31 protein-coding genes and 3 tRNA genes are annotated in these 21935 nt (G+C 55.7%); 14 read left to right on the forward strand and 20 right to left on the reverse strand.

The window, feature by feature from the left end:
- Window positions 1–27: 27 nt before the first annotated feature.
- Together E3E37_RS08725 and E3E37_RS11775 are read right to left on the reverse strand one after the other, a co-directional pair.
- Window positions 28–135: transfer RNA gene (locus E3E37_RS08725), tRNA-Met, on the reverse strand.
- A 98-nt stretch (window positions 136–233) separates the two neighbouring features.
- The gene (locus E3E37_RS11775; RefSeq protein WP_371731707.1) at window positions 234–407 is read right to left on the reverse strand and encodes a hypothetical protein; all 174 of its coding nucleotides are present in this window, start codon (window positions 405–407) and stop codon (window positions 234–236) included.
- A 10-nt stretch (window positions 408–417) separates the two neighbouring features.
- Here E3E37_RS11775 and E3E37_RS08730 point away from each other — a divergent pair, with 10 nt between their 5' ends.
- Window positions 418–1428 (forward strand): transglutaminase-like domain-containing protein, encoded by a 1011-nt coding sequence (locus E3E37_RS08730; RefSeq protein WP_371731708.1) that lies wholly within the window; start codon window positions 418–420, stop codon window positions 1426–1428.
- Here the strand turns inward: E3E37_RS08730 and E3E37_RS08735 are convergent.
- Window positions 1403–2641: a DEAD/DEAH box helicase gene (locus tag E3E37_RS08735; RefSeq protein WP_167716659.1), complete on the reverse strand. Its 1239-nt coding sequence runs from the start codon at window positions 2639–2641 to the stop codon at window positions 1403–1405. The two genes, E3E37_RS08730 and E3E37_RS08735, sit on opposite strands and share 26 nt — an antisense overlap.
- 69 nt (window positions 2642–2710) lie before the next feature.
- Window positions 2711–2787: transfer RNA gene (locus E3E37_RS08740), tRNA-Lys, on the reverse strand.
- Window positions 2788–2897: 110 nt separating this feature from the next.
- On the opposite strand from E3E37_RS08740, the gene E3E37_RS08745 reads away from it, so the two are divergent.
- A tRNA-Leu gene (locus tag E3E37_RS08745) sits at window positions 2898–2985 on the forward strand.
- An 85-nt stretch (window positions 2986–3070) separates the two neighbouring features.
- On the opposite strand, the gene E3E37_RS08750 is transcribed toward E3E37_RS08745, so the two are convergent.
- The 3 genes from E3E37_RS08750 to E3E37_RS08760 are packed head-to-tail and all read right to left on the reverse strand — an operon-like array spanning window position 3071 to window position 5256.
- Complete coding sequence (locus E3E37_RS08750) at window positions 3071–3685, reverse strand: rhomboid family intramembrane serine protease (RefSeq protein ID WP_167716661.1); 615 nt, start codon at window positions 3683–3685, stop codon at window positions 3071–3073.
- Window positions 3675–4445, reverse strand: coding sequence for a bifunctional fructose-bisphosphatase/inositol-phosphate phosphatase (locus E3E37_RS08755; RefSeq protein WP_167716663.1), 771 nt, complete (start codon window positions 4443–4445; stop codon window positions 3675–3677). The genes E3E37_RS08750 and E3E37_RS08755 overlap by 11 nt, the downstream gene beginning before the upstream one ends.
- Window position 4446: 1 nt before the next feature.
- Window positions 4447–5256: a DUF63 family protein gene (locus tag E3E37_RS08760; RefSeq protein ID WP_088864937.1), complete on the reverse strand. Its 810-nt coding sequence runs from the start codon at window positions 5254–5256 to the stop codon at window positions 4447–4449.
- 73 nt (window positions 5257–5329) lie between these two features.
- Between E3E37_RS08760 and E3E37_RS08765 the strand changes: the two genes are divergently transcribed.
- Together E3E37_RS08765 and E3E37_RS08770 are read left to right on the forward strand one after the other, a co-directional pair.
- On the forward strand, window positions 5330–6370 hold the full coding sequence (locus E3E37_RS08765) for an NAD(P)-dependent glycerol-1-phosphate dehydrogenase (protein WP_167716665.1): 1041 nt from the start codon (window positions 5330–5332) through the stop codon (window positions 6368–6370).
- A gap of 27 nt (window positions 6371–6397) precedes the next feature.
- Complete coding sequence (locus E3E37_RS08770) at window positions 6398–6832, forward strand: UPF0179 family protein (RefSeq protein WP_088864939.1); 435 nt, start codon at window positions 6398–6400, stop codon at window positions 6830–6832.
- A gap of 7 nt (window positions 6833–6839) precedes the next feature.
- Here E3E37_RS08770 and E3E37_RS08775 read toward each other — a convergent pair whose 3' ends face one another.
- The 3 genes from E3E37_RS08775 to E3E37_RS08785 are packed head-to-tail and all read right to left on the reverse strand — an operon-like array spanning window position 6840 to window position 9301.
- A complete protein-coding gene (locus tag E3E37_RS08775) occupies window positions 6840–7841 on the reverse strand; it encodes a biotin-dependent carboxyltransferase family protein (protein ID WP_167716667.1) in 1002 nt (333 codons plus the stop codon).
- A complete protein-coding gene (pxpB, locus tag E3E37_RS08780; RefSeq protein WP_088864941.1) occupies window positions 7834–8529 on the reverse strand; it encodes a 5-oxoprolinase subunit PxpB in 696 nt (231 codons plus the stop codon). The genes E3E37_RS08775 and pxpB overlap by 8 nt, the downstream gene beginning before the upstream one ends.
- 4 nt (window positions 8530–8533) lie before the next feature.
- A complete protein-coding gene (locus tag E3E37_RS08785; RefSeq protein WP_167716862.1) occupies window positions 8534–9301 on the reverse strand; it encodes a LamB/YcsF family protein in 768 nt (255 codons plus the stop codon).
- Between the two features lie 59 nt (window positions 9302–9360).
- Between E3E37_RS08785 and E3E37_RS08790 the strand changes: the two genes are divergently transcribed.
- The gene (locus E3E37_RS08790; protein WP_167716669.1) at window positions 9361–9867 is read left to right on the forward strand and encodes a type II toxin-antitoxin system VapC family toxin; all 507 of its coding nucleotides are present in this window, start codon (window positions 9361–9363) and stop codon (window positions 9865–9867) included.
- Between the two features lie 120 nt (window positions 9868–9987).
- Here the strand turns inward: E3E37_RS08790 and E3E37_RS08795 are convergent, their stop codons facing one another.
- From E3E37_RS08795 to E3E37_RS08830, 8 genes are read right to left on the reverse strand one after another with little or no spacing between them, the layout of a single operon-like run.
- Entirely contained in the window at window positions 9988–10386 is a 399-nt protein-coding gene (locus tag E3E37_RS08795; protein WP_167716671.1) for a hypothetical protein, read from the reverse strand.
- The gene (locus tag E3E37_RS08800) at window positions 10383–10748 is read right to left on the reverse strand and encodes a HEPN domain-containing protein (protein WP_014789465.1); all 366 of its coding nucleotides are present in this window, start codon (window positions 10746–10748) and stop codon (window positions 10383–10385) included. The genes E3E37_RS08795 and E3E37_RS08800 overlap by 4 nt, the downstream gene beginning before the upstream one ends.
- The gene (locus E3E37_RS08805) at window positions 10738–11346 is read right to left on the reverse strand and encodes a nucleotidyltransferase domain-containing protein (RefSeq protein ID WP_167716675.1); all 609 of its coding nucleotides are present in this window, start codon (window positions 11344–11346) and stop codon (window positions 10738–10740) included. The genes E3E37_RS08800 and E3E37_RS08805 overlap by 11 nt, the downstream gene beginning before the upstream one ends.
- Before the next feature lie 59 nt (window positions 11347–11405).
- A complete protein-coding gene (locus E3E37_RS08810) occupies window positions 11406–11735 on the reverse strand; it encodes a hypothetical protein (RefSeq protein WP_167716677.1) in 330 nt (109 codons plus the stop codon).
- On the reverse strand, window positions 11732–12187 hold the full coding sequence (locus E3E37_RS08815) for a PIN domain-containing protein (protein WP_167716679.1): 456 nt from the start codon (window positions 12185–12187) through the stop codon (window positions 11732–11734). Before E3E37_RS08815 ends, E3E37_RS08810 begins: the two co-directional genes overlap by 4 nt.
- Complete coding sequence (locus tag E3E37_RS08820) at window positions 12180–12347, reverse strand: hypothetical protein (RefSeq protein ID WP_014789462.1); 168 nt, start codon at window positions 12345–12347, stop codon at window positions 12180–12182. The genes E3E37_RS08815 and E3E37_RS08820 overlap by 8 nt, the downstream gene beginning before the upstream one ends.
- A 12-nt stretch (window positions 12348–12359) precedes the next feature.
- Window positions 12360–13208 carry a DNA-3-methyladenine glycosylase gene (locus tag E3E37_RS08825; protein ID WP_167716681.1) on the reverse strand — a complete coding sequence of 283 codons (849 nt, stop codon included), beginning with the start codon at window positions 13206–13208 and terminating at the stop codon, window positions 12360–12362.
- Window positions 13169–13489, reverse strand: coding sequence for a hypothetical protein (locus E3E37_RS08830; RefSeq protein ID WP_167716683.1), 321 nt, complete (start codon window positions 13487–13489; stop codon window positions 13169–13171). Before E3E37_RS08830 ends, E3E37_RS08825 begins: the two co-directional genes overlap by 40 nt.
- A 91-nt stretch (window positions 13490–13580) precedes the next feature.
- Between E3E37_RS08830 and E3E37_RS08835 the strand changes: the two genes are divergently transcribed.
- From E3E37_RS08835 to E3E37_RS08860, 6 genes are all read left to right on the forward strand, one after another.
- On the forward strand, window positions 13581–14918 hold the full coding sequence (locus E3E37_RS08835; protein ID WP_167716684.1) for a nodulation protein NfeD: 1338 nt from the start codon (window positions 13581–13583) through the stop codon (window positions 14916–14918).
- 2 nt (window positions 14919–14920) lie between these two features.
- The gene (locus tag E3E37_RS08840; protein ID WP_088864950.1) at window positions 14921–15769 is read left to right on the forward strand and encodes a slipin family protein; all 849 of its coding nucleotides are present in this window, start codon (window positions 14921–14923) and stop codon (window positions 15767–15769) included.
- A 175-nt stretch (window positions 15770–15944) separates the two neighbouring features.
- Window positions 15945–16724 (forward strand): cell division ATPase MinD, encoded by a 780-nt coding sequence (gene minD / locus E3E37_RS08845; protein ID WP_088180740.1) that lies wholly within the window; start codon window positions 15945–15947, stop codon window positions 16722–16724.
- Window positions 16724–16972, forward strand: coding sequence for a hypothetical protein (locus E3E37_RS08850; RefSeq protein WP_088864951.1), 249 nt, complete (start codon window positions 16724–16726; stop codon window positions 16970–16972). The genes minD and E3E37_RS08850 overlap by 1 nt, the downstream gene beginning before the upstream one ends.
- A gap of 90 nt (window positions 16973–17062) precedes the next feature.
- Window positions 17063–17311: a hypothetical protein gene (locus E3E37_RS08855; RefSeq protein ID WP_167716686.1), complete on the forward strand. Its 249-nt coding sequence runs from the start codon at window positions 17063–17065 to the stop codon at window positions 17309–17311.
- A 126-nt stretch (window positions 17312–17437) separates the two neighbouring features.
- A complete protein-coding gene (locus tag E3E37_RS08860; protein ID WP_167716688.1) occupies window positions 17438–18949 on the forward strand; it encodes an AMP phosphorylase in 1512 nt (503 codons plus the stop codon).
- Window position 18950: 1 nt separating this feature from the next.
- On the opposite strand, the gene E3E37_RS08865 is transcribed toward E3E37_RS08860, so the two are convergent.
- Entirely contained in the window at window positions 18951–19337 is a 387-nt protein-coding gene (locus tag E3E37_RS08865; RefSeq protein WP_088864954.1) for a DUF2095 family protein, read from the reverse strand.
- 62 nt (window positions 19338–19399) lie between these two features.
- Here E3E37_RS08865 and E3E37_RS08870 point away from each other — a divergent pair, with 62 nt between their 5' ends.
- Window positions 19400–19864, forward strand: a complete 465-nt coding sequence (locus E3E37_RS08870; protein ID WP_167716690.1) for a DUF123 domain-containing protein — start codon at window positions 19400–19402, stop codon at window positions 19862–19864.
- Window positions 19839–20600, forward strand: coding sequence for a geranylgeranylglyceryl/heptaprenylglyceryl phosphate synthase (locus E3E37_RS08875; RefSeq protein WP_167716865.1), 762 nt, complete (start codon window positions 19839–19841; stop codon window positions 20598–20600). The genes E3E37_RS08870 and E3E37_RS08875 overlap by 26 nt, the downstream gene beginning before the upstream one ends.
- Here the strand turns inward: E3E37_RS08875 and E3E37_RS08880 are convergent.
- Window positions 20597–20836, reverse strand: a complete 240-nt coding sequence (locus tag E3E37_RS08880; protein ID WP_088864957.1) for a hypothetical protein — start codon at window positions 20834–20836, stop codon at window positions 20597–20599. The genes E3E37_RS08875 and E3E37_RS08880 overlap by 4 nt on opposite strands.
- Before the next feature lie 151 nt (window positions 20837–20987).
- On the opposite strand from E3E37_RS08880, the gene E3E37_RS08885 reads away from it, so the two are divergent.
- The gene (locus E3E37_RS08885) at window positions 20988–21833 is read left to right on the forward strand and encodes a M55 family metallopeptidase (RefSeq protein ID WP_167716867.1); all 846 of its coding nucleotides are present in this window, start codon (window positions 20988–20990) and stop codon (window positions 21831–21833) included.
- Window positions 21834–21935: the final 102 nt, after the last annotated feature.

Here is a 21935-nt window from a genome sequence, read left to right on the forward strand (position 1 = left end):
AGGCCAGCGAGCGTAAAGAGGTCGATGTGGTGCCGGGGCGGGGCTTTGAACCCCGGACCTCTCGGTTTCTCAGGCTTCCCCGAAGGGAAGCGGCCCTATGAGCCGAGCGCTCTGACCAGGCTAAGCTACCCCGGCACTGACAGAGCGCCCGGGTTATACCTTCAGGAGGGCATTTTTAAATCTTTCGATGAGCACTAAACCGGCGTTTTCCCCTCGGGGAGTTGTTTATAAGCTCATCCGGCAATCAGTTCTATGATGAAAAGCTTCCTCACGACACTTATAATCGCATCCATGGTCATCGTCGCCGGTTGCCTCTCGGTTACTCCAGGGACCGGAACGCCAGGAGGCGTGGAGTATCCCTCTACGACTTCAGAGACTTCATCGCCCTCAACTCCAACGCCTGCCACCACACCTCCGGTGACCTGGACAAATCCCCTCGTGAAATGGGAGAACGCAACGATATCCCTGCCAAGTCAGGACGCCGAGCTCAACTGTCCGGGAATTCTCTGGCGCTATCTCCTGAAGGACGCCCTCGAATGCATGCTGAGCGGAAAGGAGCTCGATGTGATTTCACCCCTGGCAGAGCAACTGAAGGGTGAGAACCTGCCACAAAGCGCCTGGAACGTTCTGGAGTGGGAGGGGGAGTGGCTGAGCTACGACTGGGAAAAGGCCAGCCAGCCCTTTGCGAAGGTCATAATATACCCCGACGGCAGGCAGGAGGTCGTTGAGGGGCAGAACAACACCATTCAGACCCCCTACGAGACGATAATGCGGAGAAAGGGAGTGTGCACCGACTACACGGTCCTAACCGATGCCCTCCTTCTCGCGATGAACCACTCGCCGGTATATGCGATGGCGATAAACCTCACCGACCTCGGGCATGCAACGGCGCTGGTGAAGATAGGCGGCTGGTACTTTGCCCTTGACCAGCACCTTCCCCCGATGGATCTTGGCGCCTACTACCGCTACTGGGAGAGACAGGGGAGTACGATAATCAACGCCACGCTCTACGAGATAACGCCCGGCGAAAATCAGGCGAACGTGAAAAACCTGGGAACGATCAGGGGGTATGAGTTCCTCAATCAGGACTACACGATGACTGACGCTGACGCCAGGAACCTGGCCTACTCAATGATGAACGTTTTCTACGGCGATTTTGGCCTGAAAGCCGATGAATCCCTGACCAGTCTCTCGGACGGAAAGCTTCCCGGAGGCTACAAGGCGGGCTGGACGTGGGGGGTCACGTACTACAATCTCGCAGACTACTACCACCCATTCTTCCAGGAACAATACACCGAGTGGCTGGTTTCTCAGATGCTCTCAGACCAGGAGTTCTTAAGCTACGTTCAGAAAAGCGACAGCCTGTGGATAGAGGTTAAGATAGAGGGCAACGACCTCGTCGTCACCATCTACCTCGGGAGTTCTTAGAGTAACCCCGGGAGTTTCCTGAATGGCGGGAGTTTCCCCTTCTCCCACTTCTTCTGTAGCCGTCGGAACGGCCGTGTTCGTACCTCTCCCTGTACTCCTTCGGTATCTCCTCGCTCAGCTCAGACTTCCTTATCTCCACCCCTGCGACCTGGGCGATGTAGCGCAGCCTCTTGAACTCGCCGGGCATGATGAAGGTTATCGCCCTTCCGCGCTTCCCCATCCTGCCGGTCCTGCCTATCCTGTGGACGTAGTCCTCCGCTGTCATGGGCAGGGAGTAGTTCACGATGTGACTTATGTCCTGGACGTCGAGGCCCCTCGCGGCGACGTCGGTGGCGACAAGAATTCTCGTCCGCTTTGTTTTGAAGCGCCAGAAGGTTCTCTCGCGCGCTGCTTGGCTCATGTCGCCGTTCAAGGCCTCGGCACTGTAGCCCTGCCTCCTGAGTTTCTCGCTCAGCTCCCTGGTTTCCCTCTTGGTGGCGCAGAAGACTATGCCGTAGAAGTCCCCATCGAGTATCTTCTTCAGCACGGTGAACTTCCTCGCAGGAACGACCTCGACGTACTCCTGGTCCACCATTTCGGGCACGAGCTCGTCGCTACTCACGCTCACGACCTCGTAGTCGCCCATGTAGCGCCTCGCGAGCCTTCTTATCTCCCGCGGCATCGTGGCCGAGAACATAAGTACCCTCTTCTTCCTAGGAGTCTCACGGAAGATCGCCTCGATATCGTCTATGAAACCCATGTCGAGCATTCTGTCAGCTTCGTCCAGTATGAAGAACCTGACGGAGCTCAGGTCGAGGGTTCCACGCCTTATGTGGTCGAGAACCCTTCCGGGGGTTCCAACTACGACATGAGTCCCTCGCTCGAGGGCCCTTATCTGCGGCCCTATCGGCTGGCCGCCGTAGACGGCGTAAACGTAAACCCTCTTCCTCCCGCGGAGGCTCTTGATTTCATCGGCCACCTGGAGGGCAAGCTCCCTCGTGGGCGTGAGGATTATCGCCTGAACCGCCTTGACCTTCGGGTCGATGGCCTCGATTATGGGGAGCGCAAATGCCGCGGTCTTTCCAGTTCCCGTTTGGGACTGTCCGATTATATCCATGCCGCCCGATAGAAGACGCGGTATGACCTCTCTCTGAATGTCCGTTGGGGTCTCAAAACCCTTCTGCCTGACGGCCACTAACGTGGCCTTGGATAAGCCCAAGCTTTCAAAACTCATTTTCCTAACTCCTTACGTTACTCAAACGCATCCCTTCTCAAACGGAACGCGTCGAGAAGAAACGCGGTCTGGCGGGCCGGGGGGATTCGAACCCCCGACCACGGGATTAAGAGTCCCGCGCTCTAACCATGCTGAGCTACCGGCCCTCAACCCGAAGTCATAGACGGGAGGTTGCTTTATAAATTTTTTGGTCAGAGGGAGAAAATAGAGCAGGGAAAACTTTATAAAGCCTCTCCGAGCGTTATACTTTGGCAACGCGGGGGTTGCCGAGCCTGGTCAAAGGCGCGGGATTGAGGGTCCCGTCCCGTAGGGGTTCCGGGGTTCAAATCCCCGCCCCCGCACCACAGAAACTTTTCTAGCCCCGATTGCCAAAAGGCTTGAACGAGGGACGAAGGCAGAAAAGGGGAGCGGATTGCCCCGGGAGAAGAGCTACCATCCGTAGCCGTAGGTCATTGCCATCAGGCGGCGCTTTATCCGTTTTCCGTAGTAGTAGCCTATCGCCATTCCGACGAGAAGCCCTCCCAGGTGGGCGTACACGTTGACGCTCGGCATGATGCTGTTTATCAGGAAGAGCACGAAGGCGTTTATTAGTGCCCCCTGCATGTTGCCACCAACGACGCCGGTTATGATTATCAGCGTTCCAACTATGCCGAAGAGGGCCCCGCTCGCGCCTGCGCTCACCGAGTTGGCTGGAAGCAGGAAGAGCGTCAGCAGGTTGCCGGCCAGACCCGAGACAAGATAGACCATGACGAGCCTCTTCGGCCCGATGATTCCCTCAAGCTGCCTGCCCATCATAAGGAGGAAGTACATGTTGAAGCCTATGTGGAGTATTCCCACGTGCACGAACATCGCCGTGACGAGCTGCCACCACCAGCCGTAGTTGAGGACGGCGTAGTTCCACTGGCCGAGCCTTGCCAAGACGTCGATGCTTATACTGAAGGGGTTCCCGCTGAGAATTGCCTCGACTATGTAAACGGCAATGTTTATCAGGAAGAGTGTGAAGGTTGCCTTCCCATAGCGGCGGAAATAAGCATCAAGGCCCATTTTCCAGCTCCTCCAGGATTATATTGAGCAGGTAGCGGTCGTTAACGGCTATGACGTTCGTCTTGGTCGTGGCGTCGAGCCTCAGCTCCAGCTCTCTGCCCCTCTCGTCCGCAACTATGGCTCCGGCTTCCCTGGCTATGAGCACCCCCGCCGCTATGTCCGTCGTCCTCACGTAGTTCCTTATGTCCAGGACGCCGTCGAGGGCACCCTTGGCGAGGTACGTCAGCTCCACGGCTATCGCGCCCAGGACGCGAACCCGTTTGACCCTCCTTATTAATCCCAGACACCTGCCGCGCGTGTAGAAGCTCAGCGCCTCCTTCCCTCGCTCGGGTTTTCTGACCTTTATAGGCTTTCCGTTCATGTAGGCGCCCCCTCCCAGAAGGGCCTCGTAGAAGGTTCTCGTAACGAACTCGTATATCGCGCCGTAAACGGGCCTGTTCTTCCTGAACACAGCGAAGCTAAAGGCGAATATTGGTATCCCCGCGGCGAAGTTGTAGGAACCGTCTATCGGGTCAACGATGACCGTGTAGTCGCTCCCGTTGTCTATGAAGCCTATCTCCTCGCTGACGATGTTGACCCCAAGGGGCTGGAGCCTGCTCAGGACCACGTCCTCCGCCACTTTGTCCACGTACTTCGTAACGTCTCCGCTGACGTTCGTCCCGATGGTCTCACCGGCCCTTGCCGTGCCGAAAAGGGGCATCACTTCCTTCTCAACCTCCCTCGCGGTTTCGAGGGCAATCTCGTTCCATGGAATCTCCATATCAACCACCCATGAGCATTATCAGCAGGTTTCTCGTTCCCGGCCCAAAGCCGAGGATGAACATGGTGAGCTTCACGAAGTTTATTAAATCAGGGTCCTCATCCGCCATGGCCCTGTCGAGTATCCAGACGATGGGGAGCAGTATCAGGAACTTCTCGGCGTATATCACCGCCGGCGTTCCGAAGGTATCCATCAGCCACCTCGCGAGGACGTGCTGCTCCCAGAAGCCGAGGAACTGGATTCCCACGAAGGTGGTCGTCGCGTCGTAGAAGTGCGTGTAGAAGAGGATCGAGTTATCCCTGACGAGGGCAAGCTTCTTCGAGACGAGCCATATAAAGCCCTCCGCCACCACCAGCGCCGGGATAAAGTACCTGAAGACCTCCGGATTGAAGCTAACCTTATCCAGGTTTATTATCAGGACGAAGACGAGTCCGCCGAGCAGAACCCACCCGAAGTCCCGATAGAGGGGATAGAGCCTCTCGCCGGGGCAGTGCCTCCAGACGACGTAGAGGGAAGCTATTGCAAAGGCCGCTATAACGAAGTAGCCGCCGGGGCTGACGGTCAGGTAGGTTCTCGGCAGTATTCCCACGTCCGTCATGCTCCTCATCAGCGGGCCGAGGATTATGTACGGAATGAGGGCCCTGAAGAAGCGGTCGTCAACCTTTATTTCCATCCGTTTGAGCATCCGGTAGAGGAGTATAACCGCTATGCCGAGTATTATGGCATAGACAACCGTGTTCACGGGGTTGTAACCCTGGTTCTCCTGTATAGGCCTGATGAAGTACTCGTAAAAGAACTCGTAGAGCCCCATTCGACCACCATAGACGGTTGTTCCGATAGCCTTAAAGCTTTTCCCACCCATAGTTATCCGGACGGTGATTGAGATGCATCTGATGCAGCTGCCCAGGGAAGTGCTCTTGGGCGAGAATCTGAAGGGAGAAGTCGTTAACGTCGCGAGGAGGCTCGGCCTGGGCGAGAGGGCTTTGGTACTCTACGGGCCGAAGACCAGAGAGATAGCCGGCAGGGACATCGAGAAGAGCCTCGGAGAATCGTTTGACGTGAGTGGCCTTGTGATAAGGGAGGCCAGCATGGAGGAAGTCGAGAGAACACTGGCTAAAATCAGGGATGAGAACGTCAGCTGGCTCATAGCGGTCGGCGGCGGGAGCATAATAGACGTCGCCAAGCTCGCCTCGTTTAGGGCGGGGATTCCCTTCATCAGCTTTCCGACAACGGCCTCCCACGACGGCATAGCGAGCGCCAACGCCTCGATAAAGGATCTCGGGGCCAAGACATCCGTCAAAGCCGTACCGCCGATAGCGGTCATAGCGGACGTCAAGGTGATCAAAACCGCCCCCTACCGTTACCTCGCGGCCGGCGTTGGTGACATGATAAGCAACCTGACGGCGGTGAAGGACTGGCAGCTGGCCCACAGGATAAAGGGCGAGTACTACAGCGAGTATGCGGCCTCGCTCAGCCTGATGAGCGCCAAGATGGTGATAAAGAACGCGGACATCATACGGCTCGGCAACGAGGAGAGCGTGAGGAAGGTGGTGAAGGGCCTCATCTCCTGTGGCGTTGCGATGAGCATAGCGGGCTCTTCGAGACCTGCCAGCGGGGCGGAGCACCTCTTCAGCCATGCGCTTGATGCAATAGCGCCAAAGCCAGCCCTCCACGGCGAGCAGGTGGGCGTTGGGACGATAATAATGGCCTACCTCCACGGCCTCAAGTGGGAGAGGATTAGGGAAACCTTAAAGAAGGTGGGGGCGCCAACTAACGCATACGAGCTGGGAATCGACCCGGAATATATCATTGAGGCCCTCACGATTGCCCACACGATAAGGCCCGAGAGGTACACGATCCTCGGAAAAGACGGTCTTACGCGAGAGGCAGCCGAAAAGGCCGCTAAAATCACCGGAGTCATCTGACGATCATCACTCACGGAGGTGTTTGGAATGGCAATAATCACGTTAGTTGGGGAAAAGCTGGCAAGGCCTGGGGTTGAATTCATATATTACGGCCCGGCAGAACCGTGCAAAACGTGCAAGCTGGCAGGAGTATGCGTTGGGAACCTCGAACCGGGAAGGAGGTATAAAATTCTCCGCGTAAGGAGCATGCCCTCGCACTCCTGTCCCCTCCACGAGGGAAAGGTTCGCGTCGTCGAGGTCGTCGAACCGAGCATAGAGGTCGCAATAGAGCCGAGGCTTGCAATAGCTGGCTCTGTGATAAAGCTCCACTTCGCGGACTGCAGCGAAGGGGAAAAGGCGGACCTATTCAGGCCGGAAGGCCTCTTCGAGGGCGACCACGTGAAGATAATAGAAATCCTCGATGACGTCGAGTGCAACGGCAAGACCTACAAGGTCGTCAAGGTCATGCGCAAGAAGGAGTAAATAATTCCTATTCTTTTTCCACTTTTGCGAACGCAATAAGCTCTTCTCCCCCTGTTCTGATCCTGTAGGCCCGCATCTCTCCGTCAAGGAATCTCCTTATCGCTGCCAGCATCCTCTCACGCCGCCTCAGGAGTTCCTGTGCCTCCTCAACGCTCACCGCCTCAAACCTCAGCCTCTCCCCCGGCCGGCTCTGGGCAACAAGCGGTAAATCAGGGGTCACAACGACGGCTATCTTCGCGTAGCCGCCCGTCGTCTGGGCGTCGCGGAGCATTATTATCGGCTTCCCGCTGGCCGGAACCTGGACGGCACCGAGAGGAACCGCGTCCGTGACTATGTCGGCACCCTTTTCGGAGTGCTCTATCACCGGCCCATCGAGGCGGTAGCCCATCCTGTCAGACTCGGGCGTCACGGTGTAGGCCTCGCTCAGGAAGGTCTCGATTCCCATCTCAGTGAAGTGGTCGAGGTTAGGGCCGAGAACGACGCGAACGGTCTTTTCCTCAGCCGAATAGTCCGGCCTCAGCTCCGGTGGGAGGTGTCTCCCATCCCTTCCTGTCAGTATCGCGTGGCCGAGGTTCAGTCTCTCGCCGGCCTTCAGCGTCCTTCCGAGGCCGGCCCTCGGATAGGTTGAGCAGCTTCCGAGGAGAGGCCTGCATTTTATCCCGCCGGCGAATGCTATGTAGCCGTAAAGGCCGCTCTTTAAAGTGCCAACCTCAAGGATGTCGCCGCGCTTTGCCCAGTAACTAGTCCAGGGTTCAATCGGAACTCCATTGAGCCTTAAGTCAACGTCTCCCGCAACGGCAAAGACAGCAGAGACGTTGAACTTTATCGTCGGCCCGGCGAGGAGGAACTCAAGAACCGGCGCGTCCGCAGGATTGCCAACGAGATAATTTGCCAGCCTTGCACTCACGTCGTCCACCGCTCCAGCCACAGGGATTCCAAGCTTTCTGTAGCCAAAACGACCGGAGTCCTGAACGGTGAGCAGCGATGGCACCTTGAGGAGCTCAATCATCCCTCCGCCCCCATTCCCCCTCGTACAGTTCCCTGAACTCATACTCATCAACGGGCACAAACTTAACCCTGTCCCCCGGCTGGAGGAGCGTCGGCGGCTCTTTCTCCGGATTGAAGAGCCTGAGCGGCGTCCTTCCAATCAGCCGCCAGCCGCCGGGACTCTCGATGGGATAGATGCCCGTCTGCTTTCCTGCTATCCCAACACTTCCGGCGGGAACCTTTAAGCGCGGTCTTTCGAGGCGTGGCGCGGCTATCCTCTCGTCCATGCCGCCTAGGTATGCGAAGCCCGGCAGAAAGCCGAGGAAGTAGACGCGGTAAACCGGTTTGGAGTGAATCTCAATGACGTCATCAACGCTCAGGCCGCTGTGCTTTGCCACGAACTCGATGTCAGGTCCGTATTCACCCCCATAAACGACCGGGATTTCAAGGAGCCTGCCCTCAAACTCCTCGCTGGTAACCTGGAGAAGGGGCTTGACGGCAGCGACGACCTCGGAATAGCCAGCCCTGAGAGGGTCATAGAAAACGTAGACGGTTGAGTAAGCCGGTACCACCTCAACGAGCCATTCAAAGCCGGTTTTCTCTATCGCTCTCGCTACCGCGTGAACTCTCCTGTTTACCTCATCGTCTATGACCTCACCAAGGGAGATGACCAGTGCCGAGTCGCCGGCGGGTTTTATTGTCGGTTCCATGTTCTCACCGCACGATTTCCCCCATGGGAACTACCTTAACGCCTTCATCCTCAAGAACCTCCCTGATGTGCTTCGCTATCTCCACCGCCTCCGGGTTGTCGCCGTGGACGCAGATGGTATCTGCCTTGAGCTCGACCCACTCGCCGTTTATCGCCCTGACTCCACCGTTCTTGACCATTGAGATGACGCGCTCGGCTATCGCTTCCTTGTCGTGTATGATCGCTCCCGGCCTCGACCGGGGAACTAGAGTGCCATCAGGGTTGTACGCGCGATCGGCGAAGACCTCGTGGGCAACCTTAACTCCCAGCTCCTCCGCTATCTCAGCCGGCCGTGAGCCCGAGAGGGTAACGAATATCAGGTTCCTATCGAAGTCCGCTATCCCCTCGATGACGGCCCTCGCGAGCTCTTCCTCTTTGACAAGGGCGTTGTAGAGTGCCCCGTGGGGCTTGACGTGCTGGAGCTCGATCCCTTCAGCCCTCGTGAAGGCGTAGAGCGCCCCAATCTGGTAGAGAATGTAGTTCCTCGCTTCCTCGGGGGTGAGCCTCATGTAGCGTCTTCCAAACCCAAGCAGGTCCGGATAACCCGGGTGTGCCCCAACGGCAACGCCTTTCTCCCTCGCGAGCCTTACCGTCTTCCTCATGACCACCGGGTCGCCGGCGTGCCAGCCGGTGGCGACGTTGGCGCTCGTGATGTGGTTCATGACCTCCTCGTCGAGGCCGAGCCTGTACCTCCCAAAGCTCTCGCCGAGGTCGGAGTTTAAATCGACCTTCATTCCCACCACCGGCTTCATTTCGACGGAAATCTAAAAAAGGGTTTCTCCGAGTTTAGGCCATGAAGGTTCAGGTCATCGATGCGGCGGTCTTCATTCAGGGGTTTGACGTTGAGGGCGTCACATCTCCGGGGGTTGTTAGGGAGGTGAAAGACCCCGAGTCCAGGCTCTTCTTAGAAGGCCTGATAAGCGCAGGGAAGGTCAAGGTTCTCGTTCCCTCAAAGGAGAGCATTGAGGCCGTTAAGGAAGCGGCGAGGGGAACCGGCGAGCTTGGTGAGCTGAGTGAAGCCGATATCGAGATTCTTGCCCTGGCGTATGAGCTCAAGGGAGTCCTCTTCACCGACGACTATAACCTGCAGAACATTGCAAAAACCCTGGGGATAGAGTTCAAAACACTCAAGCGCGGGATAAAGAGAGTCATCCGCTGGAACTACGTCTGCATCGGCTGCGGGAAGCGTTTCTCAGAGATGCCGCTGGAAGGCGTCTGTCCGGACTGCGGCAGCCCGGTGAGGCTGATACCGAGGAAGAAGCGCCGGAGAAAACGCCCCGGACGGGCTCGGCGCTCATAGGGTACGTCACAACCGCAAAGCGGTTCAGCCCGTCTTGGAATCGTCACGGCCCGCCCGGGACGGCGTCAGGGCCAGTCCTCGTCATCAACATCAGTGCAATTCGCTGTCATCATCCGCGGTTCAACCTTGCAGGTAGTAGGATATAAGCTTTCTCAGCTCGAGGTTGCGCTCGGGCTTCATTCTCAGAAACCTCTTAAGCCCGCTGTTCTCGGCTATCAGGCCCGAGAGCTCGATGGCGAGTATCTTGTTGTCCTCGCTCAGGCCATAGGCCTTGAAGCGGAGGGAAGAATACTCCTTCTCAAGCGTCCACGTTTTCTCCTCAAGCTCTGCAGCTTTCCTCTCAAGCTCCTCAAGGTTCCCTTTCGGCTCACGGAACTCGCCGGTTAAAGCTATCTCAACGACCCTCTCGGGAGAAACGCCGTAGCTCTCGGCAAGCTCCTCAATCTTCTTCCACAGGCTCTCATCGAGCTCAACCTCGATTTTCCCGAAGCCCTTCTCGGGCCTGATGATGAGCCTCATACTTTTTCCTCCAGGAGTTTTTTCATGAGGGATAAGAACTCCTCCGCTATTTTTATCGCCTCCTCGACCTCCTCAGCGTCGGGTTCATAGACTATGTCGTACTGGTCCTCGTGCCTCAGCTCCCTCATTCTGTCCAGGAGTTCGACCCACGTCCCCTCCAGCTTCCCGCGTTTAACGTAGAATTCCTCAAGGTAACGGGCGATGCAGTAGTGGCTCTTCTCCCTCCAGCCGTCGCGGAAAAGAACCGCCCTGGCGGCGTGGAACATGGCCATATAAGATGCCATGAGGGACGTCCGGTACGAGCCGTAGGTGAGGTTTCTCCTCGCCTCTTCGAGCCAGTCCCCGGCGCGTTTAATGCTCAACCAGCCTTTCTCTAGGGACGGGGGAACCCTTCTCAACAGGTTCCTTTCGAGGCATCTCTCGAATCCGCTCAAGGTTCTCCCCCCATATTATCATCGAGCCGTAGGCGAGTGAGTAGTAGAAAACCGGGTCGTTGGTCCTGAGCTTTCTAACCCTCTCGGGCGTGAGAACGAGGAGATTGACCTCCCTGCCGGTGGACTTTTCTATCTCCCTCTTCAGGGAGGCGGATCTGGCTATGCTCGGCCTCTCGACGAAGACCCAGACGTCGAGGTCACTTTCTGGCGTATTTTCCCCGGTTGCAAAGCTTCCGTACACCCCGAGGGCAATGACCCACCCGCTCTTCAGGGGCTCCAGCTTTTTGGAGAGCCACATAAAGTTGATGAACCTCTTGAGCTCCCGGGTTCTCGGAACGCTGAGTACAGTGAATCCCCTGCCGGATTTCTTGGCCATGCCGTACTTCACAAGAAGGTGCAGGGTTTTGGAGACGAGGCCCTTACTTAGACCAGTTGCCCTCGCGGTTTCTTCGACCCCCACCCGATGGCGCTCAAGCGCGTAGGCGAGGATCCTGATCCTCTCTTCGGTTGATACCAGTTCATGCATGTTACCGGCTCTCGTTCATGATTTATGAACTTTTCGTTCACGTTCCATGAACGGCTTGTTCACGATCCGTGAACTTTCTCAAGCTCCCGCTTTCTCTCCTCAACGGCCTTCCTCAGCTCCTCGTTCTCCTTTCTCAGCCTGTCGCGCTCGGCCATCATGAACTCCCTGTCCCTCAAAGCCTTCTCGTAGAACTCCTTAAGCTCTTCAATCTCCCCCTCCATCTCGCGGAGCTTCTCCTCCAGCTTGGAGACCTTCTCCCTCAGGAACTCCTCGCGCTCCGCCTTCAGCGTTTCTTCAACCCTTGAAAGGTGCCCCTCGATGAGTGCCTCAACGTTCCTCCCCTTCAGGGACTTGAACTTATCCCTGGGCAGGGTTATCTCCAGCCTCATGGTTCCTCACGCGACCGGAGCCATTCAAGGAATTCCTCGGGACTCATCATCGTGATCTCTCCCCCTGCTTTCCTCCGAAAGTCCTTGTCCAGGGTTATGAGGACGTCACACTTCGATGCGAGTGCAGACGCGAGTGCTACCGAGTCATAGGGGTCAGTTCCAAGTGTCAGCTGGAAGGAGAAGGCATCGATCAAAACAAGCTCGTTAGGGACGTAGACCTCTATGCCAACGTCCTCGATCTCCTTGACCCTCTCCGGGCTGACGTTGTTTCTCTTGAAGACGTGGGCACCCTCCATCAGCGTGAATATCGAAACTACACCCTCAACCCTCTCGGATTCAACGAGCTCCAGGATTTTCAGTGGAGCTTCCCACAACCTGGCCCCGGTTTTTGGGTCTTCCTCCTTGAACCAGACGTTCAGGAGGACGTTCGTGTCGATGTACACCCTAATCATACCCTTCCTCCCTGAGTTTCCTTATCAGCTCGACGCTCGTCATGCCCTCCGGTAGTTTTCCCTCGAGTATCCCGAGCATCTTTCCGGCGGAGCCTTTCTTGGGGGCCCTCTTCCTTCGGGTTTCCATTATGAGGGTGAGGGTTTTCATGTCCACCAGCATCCCACCACCGGCCTAACTTCGGCGGTTTTGTATTTTAAACTTCCTCTCCAGCTCGGTTTTCCTGTCGTAGCAGAGGACGTAGAACGCCAGAAGCCCCTTCCACTTCCCGTAGGGTTCAATAACCTCGCGGACGTCCTTTTCCTTAACCTCTTTAGGGCTCTTCCCAAAAATCTTTGCTATTCCCCTCCTCAGCCCTAAGTCTCCGGCGGGGTAGACGTTCTTTCTCAGACCGTAGGCCAGGAACAGCTCGGCGCTCCACTTCCCTATTCCGCGGAACCTCGTGAGATACCTTATCGCGTCATCAACGCTCCAGTCCCAGAGCTCAAGGTCGAGCTTTCCGCTCAGGTACAGCTCCGTGAGGCCCTTTATGTAGCCGGCGCGATAGCCGAGCTTCGCTTTTTTGAGCTCTCCCTCACTCAATGCGGCTATTCTCTCAGGGTGCGGAAAGGCGTAGATGCCCCCAACAGGTTCTCCGGCCAGTTTAACTAGGTTTCTAATCGTCCTCTGGGCGAACTCGAAGCTGACCTGCTGCTGGGCTATCACCTCAACCAGGGCCTGGTACGGGCTCGGCGCGGCAGGGATGGTTAGACCGTAGAACTCGTCTATGAGGAAGGCAAAGGGGGAGTCGCTTATCTCGGCGTAGAAGGAGTCCAGATCGGTGTCGAGGCCGAGGATGAAGATGAGCCTCTCCTTAGCTTCCTTTCTCTCCCGCCGGCCCCAGGAGTCCGGAAAAATGAAACTCTCCCCATCGTAGCCGGCTATGCCGCCCTCAAAGGCCTGGTAGAATGTCCCGTCCTTAAATATCCACGTGCCGTTGCGTATCATCTCGTGGGTTGTTTTCTTGAGGTCGATCCCAGCCATCGGTCGAGCCTAACGGGGTTCTCCCTTATATCCTTTAGGGTCGAGACGTAGAGCCTCCTTCCGTCAACCGAGCGCTTGATTTGAAGTTCTCCCCTCTCTTCAAGAAAACGAAGGGCATCTTTAATGTCCTCGGCGCGGACGTCGAAGTTCCGCTTGAGGAACTCCCAGTACGGCTCGCGGTTGGAATACCTCGCCGCCTCCCTCACGAGCTTCCATGCTCGCTCAACTTTCTCCTTATCCTTGGAAACCCGGTAGAGCTTGGCCAGGGTCTTCAAACTCATATTAAAAGATTGGCGCCCAATATATAAATCACTTTTGGAGGACAGGCAAAAGATTTAAACCCTCCAGTAGTATTAGTATCAGGCGGTACGGATGAGGCCGAGGTTTGTCCTTATAGCCCTGCTAATGCTCATCATGTTCCTTCCGAGCGTCCATGCCCAGAGCAACGTTGTTTACGTGGCCAAGGTTGACGGCATGATAACCGGCTACACAGTTGACCAGTTCGACAGATACATCAGCGAGGCCGAGAAGAACAACGCGGAGGCAATAATAATCGAGCTCAACACCCCCGGCGGGCGCGGCGATGCGATGCAGGCCATCGTTACGAGGATACAGAACGCGAAGGTTCCGGTCATAATCTACGTTCACCCCTCGGGAGGAATGGCGGCCTCTGCCGGGACGTACATAGCCCTCAGCTCTCATCTCATAGCAATGACGCCGGGCACGGTCATAGGGGCCTGCAGGCCGATACTCGGCTACGGACAGAACGGGAGTATAGTTGAAGCCCCACCAAAGATAACCAACTTCTACGTGGCCTACATCCGTGAGCTCGCGAGGATGAGCGGAAGGAACGAGACACTCGCGGAGGAGTTCATAACCAAGGACAGAAGCGTAACGCCGGAGGAGGCGCTGAGGTACGGCGTCATCGAGGTCATCGCGACGAACGTTGACGAACTCCTCCAGAAGGCCGACGGGATGGAGACAAAAGTTCCCGTGGCCGGAAAGGGAAAGGTGACACTGCACCTCAGGAACGCGGAACTCGTGTACATTGAGCCGTCCTTCAGGGATACGGTCGTCAAGTACATAACCGACCCCACAATAGCGTACCTCCTCCTCAACCTTGGATTCATCGGCCTCATATTCGGCTTTTTAACCCCCGGCTGGCACGTTCCTGAGACAGTCGGCGCCATAATGCTGGTTCTCGGCCTCATAGGTCTGGGATACTTCGGTTACAGCAGCGCCGCGCTGATACTCATAGTCCTCGCTATGATATTCTTCATAGCCGAGGCGCTGACACCGACCTTCGGCCTGTTCACCGTGGCGGGCGTTATAACGTTCATCCTGGGTGGAATCATGCTCTTCAGCGGAGACGGGGGTGAATACCTGGTGACTGGTGAAACGTACTCGATACTCAGAATAGCCATCATCGTCATGGCGATACTCCTCGGGCTGTTCTTCCTCTTCGGTGCAGCGACCGTGGTCAGGGCACACAGGAAAAAACCTGAGGCCGGAATGGAGGAACTTGTAGGGGAAGTTGGCAAGGTAGTTGAAGACCTTGACCCCGAGGGAGTCGTCAAGCTCCACGGTGAACTCTGGAAGGCGGAAAGCAAGGATGAAAAGAGGATACCCGTCGGAGAAAAAGTCCGGGTTGTTGAAGTCAAGGGACTCACCCTTATAGTCGAAAGAATTGATGAAAGGAGGGAGGAGTGAGTATGGCCATTGTAAGTGCCGGAAACATTGTATTGGCCATAGTTTTGTTGTTTGTGTTGATTATACTGGCAAGCGCCATAAAGATAGTCAAGGAGTACGAGAGGGCAGTGATATTCCGTCTCGGAAGAATAGTGGGGGCCAGAGGTCCAGGGCTGTTCTTCATAATCCCGATATTCGAAAAAGCTGTGATAGTTGACCTGCGTACAAGGGTTCTCGACGTTCCGGTCCAGGAAACCATAACCAAGGACAACGTCCCGGTCAGGGTTAACGCGGTCGTTTACTTCAGGGTCATAGACCCTGTAAAGGCGGTTACGCAGGTCAGCAACTACATAATGGCCACCAGCCAGATAGCCCAGACGACGCTGAGGAGCGTCATAGGCCAGGCACACCTCGACGAGCTGCTCAGCGAGAGGGAGAAGCTCAACCTCCAGCTCCAGAAGATAATCGACGAGGCAACCGACCCGTGGGGAATTAAAGTCAGCACCGTCGAGATAAAGGACGTCGAGCTTCCGAGCGGAATGCAGAGGGCAATGGCGAGGCAGGCAGAGGCAGAGCGTGAAAGAAGGGCCAGGATACTTCTTGCAGAGGCAGAGCGCCAGGCGGCTGAAAAGCTCCGCGAGGCCGCTGAGATAATCAGCGAACATCCGATGGCACTTCAGCTCAGGACGCTTCAGACGATAAGCGACGTGGCCAGTGACAAGAGCAACGTCATCGTCCTCACCCTACCGATGGAGATGCTCAAGCTCTTCAGGAGCCTCGGTGAGACTGCCGAGGTGGCAAAGATAAAACTGGCGAAAGAGATACGCGAGGAAGCTGAAAAGGAGGCCGAGGCAGAGACCGGGCAGGAGTAAGGTGCGAATGGCTTTTCTTCCATCTTTTCTTTTCCATCTCTGGATGAACCGCAAAAAATAAAAGCATTGCCTGCATACTTCATACACACAGAGGCATCACTCCGTATAAAATTGAAGAAGTTCAGGAACGCTTTATGGGAAAGGGCGGTCACCGCTCATACCGGGGGTGTTAACTTTGGAAGGTCGCTCAATTGTTTTTGCATCGGGAAAGGGTGGAACTGGTAAAACAACGACTGTTGCCAATCTGGGTGTTGCCCTGGCCCAGTTTGGAAAGGAGGTCATCCTGCTGGATGCGGATATAACCATGGCGAATCTCAGCCTTGTTCTCGGTATGGAGGACATCCCAATAACGCTCCACGATGTTCTGGCAGGAGAGGCCGATCTCAGGGATGCAATCTATGAGGGCCCGGCCGGGGTTAAGGTCATCCCCGGTGGACTGAGCCTTGAGAAGATAAAGAAGGCCAAGCCGGAGAGGCTCAGGCAGCTGATCAGAGAAATTGGTCAAATGGCGGATTTCGTCCTTATCGATGCCCCTGCGGGCCTTGAGATGACGTCCGTTACCGCGCTCCTCATTGGAAAGGAGCTTATAATCGTAACGAACCCGGAGATATCTGCCATCACCGACTCGCTCAAAACCAAGCTTATCGCCGAGAAACTCGGAACACTTCCACTCGGTGCGATACTTAACAGGGTAACCAACGAGAAGACCGAACTGACCCAGGAGGAAATAGAGGCAATCCTCGAAGTGCCCGTCCTCGCAATGATACCGGAGGACCCGGAGGTCAAGCGTGCTTCCGCCTACGGTGTGCCCCTCGTCATCAAGAACCCGACCAGCCCGGCAGCGATAGCCATCAAGCAGCTCGCTGCCAAGCTCGCGGGAATCAAGTGGCAGGCACCCGAGCCAGAGAGCCCGATAAAGAGGGTGTTCAAAGCACTGTTTGGGGGGAAGAGGTAATGGCCGAGGCACTGCTCTACGGAATAGTGATAATCCTCATAGTGCTCAACATAGTCCTCCTCATGCTCTACTACTCAGCCAAAAGCAACCCGTACTACGTCGTTTACGACGAGGAAACCAAGAGCGCCCTTAAGAGGCGTGTCACCAGCCTGAAGGAGGACCTTGAGAGCGAGCTCGTCGATTTCGACGTTGAAGAGTGGGAGAAGACCCTTGAGGAGTCAATAGACGAGGAAGTCAGAAACCTCTGAGCTTTTCTGTCCCTTTTGTTATTAAACATTTCTGGGGCGTTAAATTTTAAAAACCCTCTTATACTAATTCTGTTTTGGAGGTGGGGCGCTATGAAGGTTAGGCTCGGCTATCCAGACAGGATAGTCGAGGTGGAGAATAAGGTAGTCCGCGTTTTCAAGGGCAGACTCGTAAGCGCCCCACTGAGCGAGGTCGTTGGCTACTACCTCCGGGGAGAGGGGCTCCTGCCACCTGCGGTCAAGGAGATAGTCCCAGATGTCGTGAGGGTTCTCCTCAGCACCGGCGAGCTTCAGAACATCACAACTCCGGTTGCAGAGTACGGCCATGGCCTCAGCACCTGACACTTTTACATTTCTCTGCCAAGCTCTATGAACGGCTGTGCTCATTTTGATGGCCAATCAGTTGAAAACATTTAAGTACTCTTCTGTCCAATACTGTGAACTCGTGTGTGAAAGGGAGGGATAGGTATGAAGGCCAAGGTTAGAATACTCGACATGTACAGCGGGAGGTACTCAGTCTTCATCAACGAGAAGGAAGCCAAGAAAGCCAAGCTCCACCCGGATGACCTCGTAAAGATTGAGGCTGGAAAGAAAACGGTCTACGGAAGCGTCGTTGTAAGCAACCTCGTGAAGGAAGGGGAGATAGGAATAAGCAGGGACATACTCGGACTCCACAGCTTCTCCGAGGGAGAAGTCGTTACGGTCATACCAAGCGGCACCCCGGAGAGCGTTCGCTACATAAAGAAAAAGATGCACGGAGGAAAGCTCAGAAAGGTCGAGATAGAGGCGATAGTCAAGGACATTGTGGACAGGAAGCTCCGTGACATCGAGATAAGTTCCTTTGTCACGTCGCTTGAGATAAACGGCCTCGATATGGATGAGATAGCGGCTCTAACAATAGCCATGGCCGAGACAGGAGATATGCTCGACATAGACAGAAAGCCCATAATGGACGTCCACAGCATAGGCGGCGTTCCAGGAAACAAGACCAACATACTCGTCGTGCCCATCGTTGCCGCGGCTGGCTTGACTATACCCAAGACCAGCTCAAGGGCAATAACCAGCGCCGCTGGGACGGCTGATGTCGTCGAGGTCTTCGCCGAGGTAAGCTTCTCCCTCGACGAGATAAAGCGCATCGTAGAGAAGATAGGCGCCTGTATGGTCTGGGGAGGGGCTCTGAACCTTGCCCCTGCCGATGACATCACGATAAAGTCTGAGCGCGCCCTCAGCATTGACCCCACCGGACTTATGCTTGCGAGCATAATGTCGAAGAAGTACGCGATGGGAAGCCAGTACGTGCTCATCGACATCCCGACCGGAAAGGGTGTCAAGGTTGAGACCGTTGAGCAGGCAAGGGCCCTGGCAAGGGACTTCATAGAGCTGGGCAGAAGGCTCGGCCAGTACGTTGAGGTGGCCATAACCTACGGCGGTCAGCCGATTGGCCACACCGTCGGCCCGGCGCTTGAGGCGAGAGAGGCCCTCTCGGCCCTCATGACCGGAAAAGGGCCAGGAAGCCTGATAGAGAAGGCCACAGGGCTGGCGGGAATACTCCTTGAGATGGGCGGCGTTGCACCGACGGGAATGGGCAAGAAGATGGCGAGGGAAATTCTGGAGAGCGGAAAGGCCTACGAAAAGATGAGGGAAATCATAGAGGAGCAGGGTGGAAACCCAGACATCAAACCGGAGGAGATACCCATAGGCGACAAAACGTACACCTTCACGGCCCCTATCAGTGGCTACATAACCGGGATAGACAACAAGGCCATAACTGGAATAGCGAGGGCCGCAGGCGCCCCAGAGGATAAGGGAGCGGGAATAGAGCTCTACGTGAAAGTTGGAGAGAAGGTCAAGGAAGGAGACCCCCTCTTCACGATACGGGCCGAAAGCGAGGCCAGACTCGATCAGGCGATAGTACTCGCCAGGAGAACTGAGCCGATAAGGATAGAGGGAATGGTTCTACAGAGGATAGGGAACATCTGACTCATTCCCTCTTTCTGTGCCTCTCGTACCATCCCCACTCTTTTTTGGAGCCGAAGGCCCTCACGCCCTTCTGGACAAGGGTTATGCGCAGTTCCTTGGCCATCTCGTGGGTTATCTCCCCGTGCTCCTCCATCCAGTTGATTATCTCAAGGGCCTCCTCGTCGGTCTCGCATCTCCGGAGGAAGTCTATAACGGTTGGATTGTAGCCGGAGAAATCCCGCACCTCCTCATCAAGAACCTGCTCCTCGTTGGTTCTGTAGGCCTCTATGGGAACTCCCTCCTCCTCAAGCTCCCTCGCCAGAGCAGGAAAGCGCTCTTCAAATTCTTCTTTGTCGTATTCCTGCCAGGCAAACTCATCAACGGGGCGCTTCTTTTTCTTTTCGTCCATTCACCACACACCTAATGCAACTGGGATTGAGGGTTTATAAACTCTGAGTGGGAGTCACTTTCATGAGGGGTGCGTACTTCCTGGTTATTTACCTGCCCAAAGAAAGCGAGATAACGACGAAAGGGCGCAGATTTCGCCTGAGAGGCGGATACTACGTCTACGTGGGCTCCGCCATGAACTCCCTGGAGAAAAGGGTCGCCAGACACTTCCGGAGGGACAAAAAGCTCCACTGGCACATAGACTTTCTCCTGAAGGAGGGGGAACTCCTGAGGGCGTACATGATTCCAAGCGAGGAGAGGCTTGAGGAGAGACTATCCGTCGAGGTTTCCAGGTATGGTGAGCCCGTGAAAGGCTTTGGAGCCGGCGACGTCAGGGTGGAAACGAACCTCTACAGATTCGATGAAGAACCGGATGTCATTCTCACCGGAATCCTCAAAGGGCTGGGTCTGAAATGGAAAAGGGTTAAAAGCGAGAGGGAAGCTATAGAATTCGGTGAGAAAAATGAAGCTCGAACTGGGGAGAGTTGAATCATACATTCACGCGAAGCTCAAAAGGGAGAAGCTCCACTTCGTTCTCCTCGACCCCGATGACGTTGACCCCGAAACGGCGGGCAAGATAGCGAGAATGAGCGAAGAGATAGGCGTTGATGCAATAATGATAGGTGGCTCCACCGGGGCCGAGGGAGACGTTCTGGACGGAGTTGTGAGGGCAATAAGGGAAAGCTCGAACCTTCCAACGATACTCTTCCCGGGTTCGCACGGTGGAATAAGCAGGTACGCCGATGCTATTTTCTTCATGAGCCTTCTCAATTCGACCAACCCATTTTTTATAACAGGCTCTCAGGCGCTTGGAGCTTTTACCGTCAAGCGCTACGGAATAGAGCCTATCCCAATGGCCTACCTAATCATTGAGCCCGGCGAGACCGTCGGCTGGGTGGGCGATGCAAAACCGATACCAAGACACAAGCCAAAGATAGCCGCGGCCTACGCCCTAGCCGGCCAGTACCTCGGAATGCGTTTCGTCTATCTTGAAGCTGGAAGCGGTGCACCGCAGCCCGTTCCCCCCGAGATGATATCCCTCGTCAGGAAAGTCATAGACGTTCCTCTTATCGTCGGCGGTGGGATAAGAACCGAAGAGCAGGCGAGGGCGGCAGTCGAGGCCGGTGCCGACATAATAGTGACGGGGACTGCCATAGAAAAGGCGGACTCGCTTGAGAGTGCGAGAGAAAAGCTGGAAGAACTGAACAGGGGGATAAAGGGTTAAGCCTCGGAGAGAACCTTGAAGGTTATCTTTCCGTTTTTGATTATCTTTTTGAGCTCCGAAAGAAGCCTGGGAGCGTCGTCCTCGACTACCTCCATTCTGATTTCGCTGATGCCCTCCAGGGTGGGCGGGAAGAAGTGTATGTCCCTAATCTTGCCCCTAACCTTCTCATAAAGGCGGCCTAGAATCTTTCCCCTTCCCTCGTAGGGCAATTTAATGTCGAGTTCGACAATTTGCATACCTATCACCACTCTATTCTATGAAAGAAGGCCTATATAACCCTTTTCATGAGCGGGAATTATTGAATCCCACCAGGTATATTCCCCCAGGTTATAAGACCCACCGCAAGACTTTTCTTTTATCGCTTCGATTTTTATCGTGGTGATAACCGTGCGTGCCTTCATATCCCTCGACCTTGAGGGTCTGCCGTACATAGTAAGCAGGGAGCACCTATTCGTTAAAGGTGCCCTCTACTCCGAGGCCCGGAAGATAGCAACCGAGATAGTCAAAGTGACGGCTGAGACCCTCCACCACGAACTGGGCTTTGAGGAGGTCATCATAGCCGACAGCCATGGCCCGATGGTCAACATACTGCCCGAGGACACTCCGGACTACATTGAGCTGGTGAGAGGCTTTCCGAGGCCGCTCAGCATGGTGGCTTTCGCGAAGGGAAGCGATGCGGCGATATTCCTCGGCTACCACGCCAAGGCGGGGACTGATAGAGCGACCTTCGACCACACCTACAGCGGGGCGAGCATAGACAGTTTGGAAATCAACGGGATTGAGGTGAGCGAGTTCCTGCTCAACGCCTACATTTTGGGAAGCTGGGGAATCCCCGTGATCCTTGTCGGGGGCGACAAGAAGCTGATAGAGACCGACGTCAGGAGATTTGCCCCTTGGGCCCTCGGCGTCCCATTCAAGGAATCTCCCTCACGCTACGCCGCCAAGAGCCCTGGAATGAGGAGAATAAAGACCATGCTGCGGGAGGGCGTGATAGAGGCCGTCGAGCGGCTGAAGAGAGGGGAGGCAAAACCGCTCGTTACCAGAGAGCCGGTCCATGTAAAAGTCCGCTTCCTGAGGAGCGATATGGCAGACACCGCCGAGCTGCTGCCGTTCGTGAATCGCATAGACGGGAAAACGGTCGAGTTCGAGGCGAAGACCGTTGAGGAAGCCTACAAGGTCTTCGAGCTGCTGACCCTTGCCGCCGCAGGGGTGAACGCTATCGTCACGAGGTAATCCAGAAGTGTGCCCCCGGGGAGCGAAGGGAGGTCACGGCTCGCCGAAGCGCTCACCTCCCCGCGGTTTCCCGGGGGCACTATAATCTTTCCAGAATTTCGA

The sequence above is a fragment of the Thermococcus sp. ES12 genome (assembly GCF_012027515.1).
GTDB lineage: Archaea > Methanobacteriota_B > Thermococci > Thermococcales > Thermococcaceae > Thermococcus > Thermococcus barossii.